The sequence below is a fragment of the Patiriisocius sp. genome, assembly GCF_051252435.1.
Taxonomy (GTDB): Bacteria; Bacteroidota; Bacteroidia; order Flavobacteriales; family Flavobacteriaceae; genus Patiriisocius.
In genome coordinates this window covers 172,594-186,335 of the sequence record NZ_JBPOFW010000004.1, presented here as the reverse complement: position 1 = coordinate 186,335, position 13,742 = coordinate 172,594, and the positions used below count along the sequence as shown (strand labels likewise).

The following is a 13,742-nucleotide window of genomic DNA, read 5'->3' as shown; positions in this document are numbered from 1 at the left end:
TACAACACCACAATTTAATAAGCGTTAAAATGGCTATCTTTGCACGCAAATTTTTACACTATGTCATTACAAGAAACCCTATCTGCCAAAGTTAAGGATGCTGTTAAAGCAAGTTACGGTGCAGCGTTGGAAACGGTTGAATTTCAAGCAACCCGCAAGGATTTTGAAGGAGATATTACCGTGGTTATTTTTCCTATGTTGCGAACAGTAAAGGGAAATCCTGTGCAAATAGGGGAGACTATTGGGCAATACCTTGTTGACAATGTAACTGAGGTTTCAAAATTTAATGTGGTAAAGGGATTTTTGAACGTTGTATTGAGCGATGGATATTATTTGGATTTCTTCGGAAATGTAACTGACTTCTCAACCTTTGGAACACTACCCACTACCGCAGATGCAATGATGGTGGAGTATGCGTCGCCCAACACCAACAAACCCTTGCACTTGGGTCATGTGCGAAACGTACTTTTAGGTTATTCCGTTGCCGAAATTTTAAAAGCAGCTGGAAAAAAAGTATACAAAACCCAAATAATCAATGACCGAGGCATTCATATCTGTAAAAGTATGCTGGCTTGGAAAAGCTTCGGAAATGGAGAAACTCCACAATCTTCAGGTTTAAAAGGAGATAAATTAGTGGGTAATTATTACGTAAAGTTTGATAAAGAATACAAAAAAGAAATAGCACAGCAAATTTCCGAAGGGAAAACCGAAGAAGAAGCAAAAGCAAAAGCTCCATTATTAATTGAAGCACAGCAAATGCTTCAACAGTGGGAAGCTGGAGATGCAGAAGTTGTGAATTTGTGGAAGACAATGAACGGCTGGGTGTATGATGGATTTGATGCAACCTATGAGGCAATTGGTGTTGATTTTGATAAAAATTATTATGAAAGTGACACTTATTTACTAGGAAAAGAATTTATCAAAGAAGGACTCGCGAGCGGTGTTTTTAAACAGAAAGAAGATGGTTCTGTGTGGTGTGATTTGACAGAGGAAGGCCTTGACGAAAAAATTGTATTGCGTAGTGATGGGACGGCTGTTTATATGACACAAGATATAGGAACGGCAATACAGCGGGTTAAGGATTTTCCAGACATCAACGGAATGATTTATACCGTGGGAAATGAACAGGATTATCATTTTCAGGTGCTGTTTTTGATCCTTAAAAAGTTAGGATTTAAGTGGGCAGAAAATCTGTTTCATTTGAGTTATGGTATGGTAGATTTACCTAGCGGAAAAATGAAAAGTCGAGAAGGTACTGTGGTCGATGCAGACGATTTGATTGCATCAATGGCAAAAACTGCTGGCCAAATAAGTGAAGAGTTAGGTAAGATAGACGATTTCAGTCAAGAAGAAAAAACCGAGCTTTATAATACCATAGGGTTGGGAGCTTTAAAATACTACATCTTAAAAGTAGATCCTAAAAAACGAATTCTCTTTAACCCAGAAGAGAGTGTAGATTTTCAAGGAAACACAGGGCCTTTTATTCAATATACGTATGCCAGAATTCAATCCATTTTACGCAAAGCGGAAGTTGAAAAAATTTCAGATTTCAGCAATATTGCTTTAGAGCCAAAAGAGAAAGATGTTTTGAAAACACTTCAATTGTTTCCTGAGACCATTCAGCAAGCAGCATCAAATTATAGTCCGGCGTTAATTGCAAATTACACATACGATTTGGTAAAAGAGTTTAATTCGTTTTATCAAAACGTGCCCATTTTTGCAGCTACTTCTGAGGTTGAAAAAGAATTTAGAATTGCACTTTGCTCGGCTGTGGGCGATGTTATAAAAACTGCTTTTTCTTTATTGGGAATTACCGTTCCAAATAGAATGTAATCCTGTTTTAAATTTTATGGAATCTGAATAAGGTTTCAAAAAAACAACTGAAAAGAAATATTAGGAGTAAAGCCCAATGAAAATTGATCCACTCTATTGATGATGTTGTTTCCGTTGGCATCGGTTGCAATTTCGAAATAAGAGTCTAAGGCATTTTTGGTGTCAAAAATATTCAACAGTGCTAAATTCACTTTTCCCCTAAAGGTTTCATCTATTTTAAAATCATATAGCGCCGAAACATTTGCTCTAAAATAAGGATCGAGCGTTGCGTTATTTGGTGCGTTGTATTCAATTTGGGGTTCACCGTCCACTTCAATGATGGCATTCGTACTTAGGGGAGTGGTAAATGGAAGTCCCGAATGATAATTAGCCCCCGCGGCCAATTTAAAGTTTTGCCATTTATAAGTCGCGGCAAAACTGGCGGTGTGCGTGACGTCAAAATTACTTCGGAAATTTCTCGGACTCAGCTCATTAAATTCATACATATTGTCAAGGTAGCTATAGCTCAACGAACTAGTAAAACGCTCGGTGCTCTTTGCTACTGAAATTTCAACTCCCTTAGCATTGTAACTCCCTACAGCATTCGCGTCTTGCAATTGATTTCTAAATCCTAAATTTTTAGTGTTGATACCATCCACTGTTTTATAGAAACCTTCTGCACTCAACGTATATCCGTTAATCGTATAATCTGTTCCCATCGAAATCTGTTGGCTTTTTAGCAACGGCACATCCTCACCATTTGCGATAGCCCATTGCTTGCTTTCAATGCCGAGCAATTGATTTTCTCTCGCGATAAATTGCAGAATGTGCTGGCTTTTTTCTTCCGCAGCCAAAAAGATATTCCACTGTTTTTGCAGTTGATGATTGATGTTAATTCTTGGCTCAATTTGGTTTTCAAGATTGCTGAAATTTGTTAAACGTCCTCCAAGCGTTACAACAGTTTTTTTATTGAATAGATTTAAAATTCCGTTGAGGTAATAGGCATTCGTAATGCTATTAACCGCATTTGAAATTGGAATTGAACTTCCTGCAGTTACTTGATTGTTTCTTATTTCGGTATCGGTATATTGGTATCCTCCTTGCAAATTTAGAGTGCTATTTATTTTATAAGTGGCGTCAAATCTTGCTTGCCTTTCTCTTACTTCAGTTCTTTGTGTTGCCTCTGTCAAGAATTCATTTTCTCTATTCTCTCCATCAAATACATAAGTACTTGCGCTATAAAGTACTCGTGTTTTTAATTTTGAATTCCAAGTTCTATCATAGTCAAAACCACCTACGAGCGTCCGTTGTCGTAATTCATTAAAAGTAGCGGTTGAGCTGTCTACGGCAATTAAACGTTCGGTAAAAGCGAGTTTGTTATTGATGGTCATAAAATTGTAGCGCAATTTATCTTTTTTTGAAATATCCCAAATAGCACCAATACTAATATCGTAGAAATTAAAATTTTGATTAGTGTTTCTAATTCCGAAAGAGGTGTTTGTGCTCAAATTTGTTACTTCGGTATTCTGAAAAGTACGCTGAAAAAAAGATTTGTAGATAGGATTGCCCACACCGCTATTTATGGAAGTCCGCCCCGAAACATCAATCGCAAAGCTTTCAGACAGTGGCATTCTCGCAAACAGGTTTACACTACTTAAATTTACACCCACGCCTCCGTCAACTTCTTCTGTAATATCGCTCAAAGACTGCATGTTCAACAATCCAGAAACACCTTCATTATAGCGAGGATGCGTACCATTTTTATATATAATTACATTGTCAATCAAATTAGGATTAAATGCTGAAATGAGACCAAAAAAGTGCCCCGTTTGATACATGCGTATATCATTCCATAAAATAAGTAACTCATCGGTGGCTCCACCGCGTACATTGATGTTTGAAGCTGTTTCGTCATAGCTTTCAACACCAGGCAATGCTTGTGCGATTTGAAGCACATCAGGCTCTACAAGACTTGGAAGAATTTCAAAATCTCTGTTTTTAATTTTAATGCTTCCTTCAGTATTTTTCGAAATACCCCTTACAAGGTAGCTTTGTAGCGTAACGGTGGAAAGATAATTTATATCTGTTGAGACGAAGATAGGTGGACAATCTTTATTCTTTTCTAAAATTTCTAAAACTGAAATCGATAGTAGAAAAATATCGTCATTATATATTTGAAGGGTTTCGGTTTGTTCTATTTCAGCAATTGAAAATGTACCGCCTTCATCAGCTTCAAATTGTGAGGTGGTGGAAAAAATAGTGGTATTTTTAACGGGTGTTCCTGTCTTTGTGTCAATGATTGTGGCACATATAGAAACATTCATAACAGGAAACGTAACGGCAATATAGCGTTCGTCTATATTCTGAAATGTGACTTGATAATCACTGGAATACTTGTTTAAAGTAACTTCTAACGTTTGATTGAGGGACGGAGGCTCAACCTGCAATCGTTTTGCAAGTGCGCTGTTGAAAGAAAATTTTACGCTAAACGTATTTTCTAAAATTGAAAGCGCTTCGGTAAATTCAATTTTGTTATATGTTTGTGCGCTACTCTGTACAATGAAACACAGCAAAAATAGTAGGTGAAATAAATTTCGGCCTAGCTTATTTTCTGCTGTCATATATTGTAACGCCATTCTTTGAGTCTTTTCGATACGAAAGATTTAAAGGGACCGTCACGGTGCGGAGTGCATCTTCAAGATTGGTATGCGTGAAAGTACCCGTATAGCGTAAATCTACATTAATATTTTCGGTTTTTATAGTAATCCCATATTGGTTTTCAATTGCCATGATAACATTGATAAAATCAACATCTGTAAAGCTACTTTCGTTAAAAACCCACGTGGGGTGTGCTGTGTAAAGAATATACTTGGATATTGATTCATCACTAAAAATAAATGTATCTCCTTTTTTAACGATTACGGTTTTTCCGCGTGATGTAGCACTCACTTTTCCTTCAAAACAACTTACTGATAATGTATTGTTTTTTGTGCTTACATTAAATTTAGTCCCTAAAACAGTAACGATTCCTTGTGGCGTGGTCACTGTAAACTTCTTTCCTTTAGCGACTTCAAAAAATGCTTCTCCTTCGAGAGTTACATTTCGGTCAAAAGCCCAACCGTATTTTTTATAACTAATGGAAGCATCATTATTTAATGTAATTCTAGAATTATCTGGAAGAAAAACCTGTTCGGTCTTTGCCATTGGCGCGGTGACGGTGGAAGGAATATTTGAAACAAATATATATGACATTATTAACAACGTTAAAATCGCAGCAATTTTCAGCATATTCGAAAGTCTAAAAACTTTTACTTCTTTTTTGGCTGTCCCTTTTCGTTTCAGTAAATCATTGAATCCTGTGGCTACGTCGTGAGAAGGTAGCTCAATTTTTTGTACTTCGCGGTCAATTTTGCGGTATATGGCAAAGTCTGGATTAGCATTAAAAGCTTCCAATTCTTTAGGTGATAGGTCACCGTTCAACCATTTTTCGAGTATGTCGCTGTTTTCCATTTTGTTATCTCTATGGGTATAACAATTGAGGATTTAAATTACCACCTCAAGCGTTAAATATTTTCAATTGTGTTCCTTAAATTTTCTAGTGCATCAAGCACTCTTTTTCCCGCGGCTTTTGGAGAAATGTCCAAAATTTCGGCAATCTCTCGGTATTTTTTTCCTTCAACACGGCTCATTAAAAATGCCGTTCGTTGAATTTCGGTTAAATTATCTAAAGCGTTTTGTAATTTTTTACCAAATTGTTTTTCCTCTAATAAAAATTCGGGTGTTTGCTTGTCCGAAGATTCGGTAACACTATTTGCGTAGGTATAGCGTACTTTTTTGTGCGCAACTGTGTTTAAAAACAGATTGTTGGCTACTGTAAAAAGAAACGACTTGGCTTTTTCTGGAGTCACTTTTCCGCAGTTGTCCCACAGTTTAATAAATGCTTCTTGCACCAAATCGTAAGAGGACGCTGTGTCCTTGGTTTTAAAAAACATGAAATTGCGCAATGATTGCGAATGTTCCTTGTACACCGCCTCATAGGTCTTTTCGTCACAAATTGAGTTTTTCTTTTCCATATTTATAGCGATGTAAAACTAGGCAAAAAATAAACAAATTAGCAAGGTGGTAAAATGGTATTTGGATTGTTATATATGTGGAAGGTTATTGTTAACTTCCAAAAAGAGTGCTATGAAGAGGAGCCCGTTTTCAATTTGAGGACGGGTTTTTTCTTGCGCAAATTTTAAGAAATCACTCCGTTTTAGTGGAAAATCCAAATACGTTTGAATCAAAAAATATTGACCTCGGGTTCAATGAAAATGCCAAAATCTTTTCGAACCTTTTTTTGAATTTTCATCGCTACATCCCAGATTTCTTTGCCTGTTGCATTTCCGTAGTTCACTAAAACAAGTGCTTGATTTTTATGAACTCCTGCATCTCCAAATCTTTTTCCCTTAAATCCGGCTTGCTCAATGAGCCAACCTGCTGGAATTTTAAATGTGGTATTTGTCACTTCATAATAAGGAGCTTCTGGAAATTTGATTTTAAAATTTCTAAACGTTTCGGCATCTACGACGGGATTTTTAAAAAAACTTCCGCTATTTCCTAGCTCCGCTGGATCTGGCAATTTTGATTTTCGAATAGCTATTACGGCATTGCTAATATCTTTTATGGTAGCAGCTGAAATGTGCTGTTTTGCCAATTCGTCTTTGATTGCTCCATACGAAACTGAATGGTCGTGATTTTTAGTAGTAAGTGAAAAGGTAACGCTAGTAATGATAAACTTTCCCTTTTCCGAAGTTTTAAAAATAGAAGTTCGGTACCCAAAATCACACGCTGCATTTGTAAACGTGTGTTCTTTTCCCGTTGCAATTTCAACTGCGTTGCAACGCACAAAAGTGTCTTTTAATTCAACGCCATAAGCTCCAATATTTTGAATGGGAGAAGTGCCAACGTTACCGGGAATGAGCGACAGATTTTCTAATCCGCCATAATTTTTATCGATACAATATAAAACAAATTCGTGCCAGTTTTCACCTGCCATACAAGTGATTTCAACGTGGTCATTGTTTTGTTTTTGAACTTCAATTCCTTTAAGGTTGAGGTGAAGTACGAGCCCTTTTATATCTTTTGTCAACAACATATTGCTGCCACCACCAAGAATAAAAAGCTCCTTTTCATTCGTAGGAAGCACTTCTTTTAATTCCGCAACAGACGTTACCGAAACAAAATATTCCGCAGTACTTTCAATACCAAAAGTGTTGTAATTTTTTAAAGAAACATTTTGCTCAATAGTCATTAATCTTTGTATTCTTTAAGTGCTGCCTTTAAAATTTCAACAGATCTAATAAGGCTTTCTTTGTTGAGCACGTAGGCGATTCTAATTTGGTTTAATCCCACTCCCGGACTTGAATAAAATCCGGCTGCGGGTGCTACCATAATTGTTTCTCCATCCAAGTCAAATTCTTCAAGTAACCATTGTGCAAAAGCATCACTGTTTTTTATTGGCAATTGTGCAATACAGTAAAAAGCCCCTTTAGGATGTCCCACTTGTACGCCAGGAATTTCTTCTAGTTTTTCAATAAGTATGTCGCGTCTACCTTTGTATTCTGTGATTACGTCGTCAAAATAACTTTGCGGCGTTTCTAATGCTGCCTCACTTGCAATCTGTGCAAAAGTGGGAGGACTCAATCGTGCCTGCGCAAACTTTAATGCAGTTTTCATCACCTCTTTGTTTTTTGAAACCAAGCACCCAATACGCGCCCCGCACATGCTATAACGCTTGGAAACGGAGTCAATAATAATTGCGTTTTCATCAATACCCTTTGCTTCTAAAATTGAAAAGTGTTTCAAGTTATCATACGCAAATTCTCTGTACACTTCGTCTGCAACCAAAAATAAGTCGTGTTTTTTTACAATTTTCGCAAGTGTTTCAATCTCTTCTTGTGAGTAGAGATAACCGGTGGGATTTCCTGGATTACAAATCAAAATTGCCTTGGTTCTAGGGGTTATCAGTTTTTCAAATTCTGAAATTGGTGGCAAGGCAAAGTTGTCTTCAATTTTTGAAATTACGGGAACAATCGTTACCCCGCTCGCCGTTGCAAAACCGTTATAATTTGCATAAAATGGTTCTGGGATAATGATTTCGTCGCCCACATCTGCAATGCTTCCCATTGCGAAAAGTAATGCTTCGCTTCCTCCGGTGGTTACGATTAACTCATCTGCATTTACCATGATGTTATTGCGCTGGTAATAGGCTGCGATTTTTTCTCTGTAAGGTTCTGAACCTTCGGAGCGTGTATATGCCAAAATCTCTAAATGGTGCGATGCCACTGCGTCCATAGCAATTTGTGGCGATTTAATATCGGGTTGCCCAATGTTTAAATGGTACACTTTTTTGTTGGCCTTGTATGCTTTTTCGGCAAAGGAAACAAGTTTTCTAATGGGCGATTCGGGCATGTTAGCACCCTTTGTTGAGATAGATGGCATGTCTTATTTTGTTTGTAACAAAGTTGCAAAATTATTGAATAATAATGGGTGCTTCGGAAATCGTTTTTATCATTTTTTTTCTACCTTGAAAATGTGAAACACGTCTTTTACAAATATTTAAAATTTCTGCTCTGCTATATTTTTATAGTTCAGGGTTTTCTTTGTTTTTCTCAAAAAGGATTTGCTCTAAATAACAACTTGAAGAAAGATAAAATTAAATTTCAATTGATCAATAATTTAGTGGTTGTCCCTGTAGCATTAAATGGCGTGGAGTTATCTTTCTTGTTAGATACGGGGGTAAATAATACCATTCTTTTTGGTATTACCGCGGCAGATTCGATTTCGTTGAAAGGAGTAGTCCCAATTAAAATAAAGGGTTTAGGAAATGAAACTGAAATAGATGCTATTAAAAGCAGTGGGAATATTATAAAAATTGGTAATGCCATTGACGAAAGGCATACGGTGTATGTTGTTTTGAATGAAATGGTTGATTTTTCAAAACGAATGGGTATTCCCATTCACGGTATCATTGGGTCTGATTTTTATCAAAACTTTGTTGTTAAAACCAATTACAATTCAAAAAGGATTACAGTTTATAATCCTGAAAATTTCAACTTTAAAAATTGTAGAAGATGTGATGAATTTGAGTTGGAATTTTTCAAGAGTAAACCTCATATAAAGGCGAATGTTTTAAATGCTACGTTGGAAAAAGAATCTATTTTGTTGATAGATTCAGGTTCTAGCGATGCGCTTTGGTTGTTTGGTGAAGATGATTACATAGAGACATTTCCGATGAACTATTTTGACGATTTTTTAGGGATGAGCATCAGCGGGAGTATTTATGGAAAGCGCTCTCGGGTTGATGGTTTATCGCTTGGGGATTTTGATTTAATAGATGTTACTGTTGCATTTCCGCAGGTGTCAAAAAAAGATTCGTTGCGTATGTATAAAAATAGGGCGGGAAGTATTGGAGGTGAGATTTTAAAGCGTTTTACGGTTGTGATGGATTATCAAAATAACCGAATGCAACTCAAAAGAAATTCGCAATTTAAGCGACCGTTTAATTATAATTTGAGTGGTTTAACCTTAGAATATGATGGGACTGTTCAGATTAAAGAACTACAGGATATTCGTAGTGAAAGTATGAATATTCAAAATTCAAATAGCGGTGGAAATAAAGGGAGTGTTAATGTTATGATTGACCCTATTTATTCGTTGTTTACCGCACCAAAAGTTGTAGTGGCAGATTTGAGAGAGGGTTCTCCCGCACAAGTAGCTGGACTTCAAAAAGGAGATGCTATTGTTAAAGTAAACGACAAGTTTGCCTACAAATATAAAATTTATGAATTAACAGCACTTTTTAGTAGTAAAGTAGGACGTAAGATTACTATTGAATTTGAAAGAGATGGTCTATTTAATGAGGTAAAATTTACATTAACCAAATCTATCTAGGTTTTTAAAGGATAGTGCTACTTTTGATAGGTATTGTTTTTATTTAACATTTTTGGTTAGGGAGCCATGTTGTATAGATATAGATTTGTCTCTTAAAAATTTTAAAAAATAATGATTAATCAATTATTTCAATATTTTGGATATTAAAAAAAAATAGTGTTGTCATTGATTATTACCGTCTTTAGTTGTGGGTGCAATGATGATGATTTAGCGACATATATGCTTACAGAAGAAGGGCGAAATTTTATTCAAGTGGATAATACAATCACGGCTCAATATACAAACGAGAGTGGTACGAATGTAACAGCGACAATTAATCCTAGAGTTGAGGGTTTTCAAGAAAATGGTATAGATAATCAATGCCCCAGTTATATTACAGAATTTATAAATTATAAGCTAATTTTGAATCAATCAATCTTTCAGTAGCAACATCAATAGGGTCTCTTGAAAACTCGCTATTGAGAGTAAATATGACAAAACAAAACGGAGGGGTAGATTTGAAGCTTGTTTGTTTAAATTTTGATAGTGAGATTTTTACTACAGATTATGAATATAACGGTTTTTTATTTGAAAATGTATATGTATTTAATGCATGTATAGTCGATGATGCACATGGCGTGGAACAAATTGTGTACACTCCAGAGAAAGGCATCGAATTCATCAAATTTGAGAATGGTGGTTATTTAAAGTTGATGGATTAGACTATAAAATTTGGCAAAATAAAAATCCCGAGACATATAAAAATAACTCGGGATTTTTTGATATTGTAATTTCGGCGAATGCCTAAAGATTTATTTTGTCTTTTCAAGTACGCTAGCGTCCTTCAATACCTCTCCTTTAATTTTAAGAGCTTTGATAGGTTCGTCAGCATTTGAGTAAACCGTTACGGTCTTTCTAATAGGACCTACTCTGTTTGTGTCGTATTTAACCTCAATTTTTCCTGAAGCACCAGCAGCAACTGGACCTTCTGGCTTTTTAGGTACTGTACAGCCGCAGCTAGATTTTACATCACTTACAATTAAAGGTGCATCACCTGTATTTGTAAATTCAAAAACACGAACTCCATCACTTCCTTTCGCGATTTCTCCGTAATCTACGGTGTCACTTTTAAAAGTGATTTTTGCTTGCGCATTTGCGGCAAAACTTACTAATGCTATTACAGCTATTAAGACTAATTTTTTCATAATTTTTATCTTTTAATTGATTGCTAATGTAGGTAACTTTACAATATTTTGCAAAATAAGTTATTCACTTTAAAAGTCGTTTACTTATCCCTACTTTTGCAATCTTATTTCAAAAATGATACCAAAATGGCTTTAGGAACAACATATAATGCAGAAGAGATTGAGGATAAATGGTATGCTTACTGGATGAAGCATAACTATTTTCATAGTGAAGTTGACGAAAGAGAGCCTTATACAATTGTTATTCCACCACCAAATGTAACAGGAGTACTTCACATGGGTCACATGTTGAACAATACAATACAAGATGTTTTGATTCGTCGAGCACGTTTAAAGGGTTTTAACGCGTGCTGGGTTCCAGGTACTGACCACGCATCCATTGCTACCGAGGCAAAAGTTGTTGCGAAGTTAAAAGAGCAGGGAATTGACAAAGCAGATTTAACTCGTGAAGAGTTTTTAAAACATGCTTGGGAGTGGACCGAAGAATACGGTGGCGTTATCCTTGAACAATTAAAAAAACTTGGGGCATCTTGTGATTGGGAGCGAACAAAATTCACGCTCGATCCAGATATGTCGCAACAGGTAATCAAAAGTTTTGTAGACCTATATAATAAAGGACTAATTTACCGCGGTTACCGCATGGTAAATTGGGATCCAGAAGCAAAGACAACTTTGAGTGATGAAGAGGTAAATCACATAGAACAGCAAGGAAATCTCTATTTTATTAATTATAAAATTGAAGGAAGTGATGATGTCTTAACTATAGCAACCACAAGACCCGAGACCATATTTGGAGATACCGCTATATGTATCAACCCTGCGGATGAACGTTTTACTCATCTAAAAGGTAAAAATGCAATTGTTCCAATTTGTAATCGTGTGATTCCTATCATTGAAGATGAATATGTTGATCTTGAGTTTGGAACTGGTTGTTTAAAAGTGACTCCAGCCCACGATGAAAATGATAAAATGCTAGGCGACAAGCACAAACTAGAGGTTATCGATATCTTTAATGATGACGCGAGTTTGAATAGCTTTGGCTTGCACTACGAAGGCAAAGATAGGTTCGTGGCACGCAAGGAGGTAGCAAAAGAATTAGAACAAAATGGCGCTTTGATTAAAACGGAGCAGCACATGAATAAAGTGGGGACGAGTGAGCGCACAAAAGCGGTTATCGAACCTAGATTGAGCGATCAATGGTTCTTAAAAATGGAAGAACTTGTAAAACCAGCTATAAAAGCGGTTTTGGAAGATGGCGATGTTGTATTGCACCCTAAAAAGTTTGAAAACACCTATCGTCATTGGATGACAAATATTCGTGATTGGAATATTTCACGACAATTATGGTGGGGGCAGCAAATTCCAGCGTTCTTTTATGGCGACGGAAAAGAGGACTTCGTGGTAGCTGAAACCATACATGAAGCTTTAAAACTGGCGAAAACAAAAGCAAAAAACAACGCCTTGACAACCGAAGATTTACGTCAGGATGCAGATGCGCTTGATACTTGGTTTTCATCATGGCTATGGCCAATGAGTGTATTTGGTGGGTTGAACAATCCAGACAACAAAGAGTTCAACTATTATTATCCAACAAACGATTTGGTTACAGGACCCGATATTTTGTTTTTCTGGGTAGCTAGAATGATTATTGCTGGATATGAATATACAGGGAAACGACCATTTAAAAATGTGTATTTAACAGGACTCGTTCGCGACAAGCAACGTCGTAAAATGAGTAAGTCGTTAGGTAATTCTCCAGACGCACTACAACTTATTAAAGATTACAGTGCAGATGGGGTTCGCGTTGGGTTGCTATTGAGTGCACCCGCTGGAAACGATTTAATGTTTGACGAAGCTCTTTGTAATCAAGGAAAAGGTTTCAGTAAAAAATTACAGAGTGCTTTTTCATTGACACAAATGTGGGAAGTTGACGCGACGATACCGCAGCCGGAGTCTTCTAGAATTGGAATTGAATGGTACAAGAGCAAGTTGCAAAAAGCACTTGTTGAAATGGATGATCATTACAGCAAATACCGTATTAGTGATGCGTTGATGACAACGTATAAGTTGATTATGGATGAGTTTTGTGGTTGGTTGTTAGAAATTATTAAACCAGCATACCAAGCTCCAATTGATGCGAAAACTTACAACGAAGTAATGGCATTGTTTGAAGATAATTTGAGAATTGTACACCCATTTATGCCTTTCTTGACTGAGGAAATTTGGCACAACATAAAAAACCGAACTCCAAAAGAAGCCTTGTGTATCAACACCTGGCCTAAAGCTGAACCAATAAATGAAAACCTAATCAAAAATTTTGAATTTGCCGCTGAGGTAGTTTCAAGAATTCGTACCGTTCGGAAAGAGAAAAATATCGCTTTTAAAGACGCAATTGAAGTTTCGGTAATCAATGCTGAAAGGATGGATGCGCAATTTGATAGGATTATTTCAAAATTGGTTAATATTTCAGAATTAAATTATATTTCCGAAGCATTGGATGGCGCGCTAACGTTTAGAGTAAAGTCAAACGAATATTTTATCCCCATGGAAGGCGCGATTGATGTGGAAGCCGAAATTGAAAAACTTAAAGAGGAATTAAAATACACCGAAGGTTTCCTGCGCAGCGTTCAAGGGAAACTTAAAAATGAAAAATTTGTGAGTGGAGCGCCCGAGCAAGTTGTTGCGAACGAGAAGAAAAAAGAAGCAGACGCAATAGCAAAAATTGAAACTATTAAAGCTTCATTAGCGAGTTTGAGCTAAACGTTCAATTATTAAATTTTAAATCCATTAAAAGATCAGTTTTAATGGATT

At 36.4% G+C, this 13,742-nt stretch carries 11 protein-coding genes; 5 read left to right on the top strand and 6 right to left on the bottom strand.

Annotation, left to right across the window (positions count from 1 at the left end):
• The first annotated feature begins 60 nt into the window (after positions 1–60).
• Positions 61–1,833, top strand: a complete 1,773-nt coding sequence (gene argS, locus ACSHW7_RS10420; protein ID WP_435679293.1) for an arginine--tRNA ligase — start codon at positions 61–63, stop codon at positions 1,831–1,833.
• A 35-nt stretch (positions 1,834–1,868) separates the two neighbouring features.
• Here the strand turns inward: argS and ACSHW7_RS10415 are convergent, their stop codons facing one another.
• From ACSHW7_RS10415 to ACSHW7_RS10395, 5 genes are all read right to left on the bottom strand, one after another.
• Positions 1,869–4,448: a TonB-dependent receptor plug domain-containing protein gene (locus tag ACSHW7_RS10415; RefSeq protein WP_435679292.1), complete on the bottom strand. Its 2,580-nt coding sequence runs from the start codon at positions 4,446–4,448 to the stop codon at positions 1,869–1,871.
• Entirely contained in the window at positions 4,417–5,322 is a 906-nt protein-coding gene (locus ACSHW7_RS10410) for a FecR family protein (protein ID WP_435679291.1), read from the bottom strand. Before ACSHW7_RS10410 ends, ACSHW7_RS10415 begins: the two co-directional genes overlap by 32 nt.
• Positions 5,323–5,375: 53 nt before the next feature.
• Positions 5,376–5,885, bottom strand: coding sequence for an RNA polymerase sigma factor (locus ACSHW7_RS10405; protein WP_435679290.1), 510 nt, complete (start codon positions 5,883–5,885; stop codon positions 5,376–5,378).
• Between the two features lie 209 nt (positions 5,886–6,094).
• A complete protein-coding gene (gene murB / locus ACSHW7_RS10400) occupies positions 6,095–7,105 on the bottom strand; it encodes a UDP-N-acetylmuramate dehydrogenase (protein WP_435679289.1) in 1,011 nt (336 codons plus the stop codon).
• Positions 7,105–8,295 carry a pyridoxal phosphate-dependent aminotransferase gene (locus tag ACSHW7_RS10395; RefSeq protein ID WP_435679288.1) on the bottom strand — a complete coding sequence of 397 codons (1,191 nt, stop codon included), beginning with the start codon at positions 8,293–8,295 and terminating at the stop codon, positions 7,105–7,107. Before ACSHW7_RS10395 ends, murB begins: the two co-directional genes overlap by 1 nt.
• Positions 8,296–8,493: 198 nt before the next feature.
• Between ACSHW7_RS10395 and ACSHW7_RS10390 the strand changes: the two genes are divergently transcribed.
• The 3 genes from ACSHW7_RS10390 (at position 8,494) to ACSHW7_RS10380 (ending at position 10,448) form a co-directional block, all read left to right on the top strand.
• A complete protein-coding gene (locus ACSHW7_RS10390; RefSeq protein ID WP_435679287.1) occupies positions 8,494–9,747 on the top strand; it encodes an aspartyl protease family protein in 1,254 nt (417 codons plus the stop codon).
• Between the two features lie 165 nt (positions 9,748–9,912).
• Positions 9,913–10,173 (top strand): hypothetical protein, encoded by a 261-nt coding sequence (locus ACSHW7_RS10385; protein WP_435679286.1) that lies wholly within the window; start codon positions 9,913–9,915, stop codon positions 10,171–10,173.
• Positions 10,174–10,217: 44 nt separating this feature from the next.
• Positions 10,218–10,448 (top strand): hypothetical protein, encoded by a 231-nt coding sequence (locus tag ACSHW7_RS10380; RefSeq protein WP_435679285.1) that lies wholly within the window; start codon positions 10,218–10,220, stop codon positions 10,446–10,448.
• 90 nt (positions 10,449–10,538) lie between these two features.
• Here ACSHW7_RS10380 and ACSHW7_RS10375 read toward each other — a convergent pair whose 3' ends face one another.
• Positions 10,539–10,931, bottom strand: coding sequence for a DUF1573 domain-containing protein (locus ACSHW7_RS10375; RefSeq protein WP_435679284.1), 393 nt, complete (start codon positions 10,929–10,931; stop codon positions 10,539–10,541).
• A 126-nt stretch (positions 10,932–11,057) separates the two neighbouring features.
• Between ACSHW7_RS10375 and ACSHW7_RS10370 the strand changes: the two genes are divergently transcribed.
• Positions 11,058–13,691, top strand: a complete 2,634-nt coding sequence (locus ACSHW7_RS10370) for a valine--tRNA ligase (protein ID WP_435679283.1) — start codon at positions 11,058–11,060, stop codon at positions 13,689–13,691.
• The last annotated feature ends 51 nt before the right edge of the window (positions 13,692–13,742 follow it).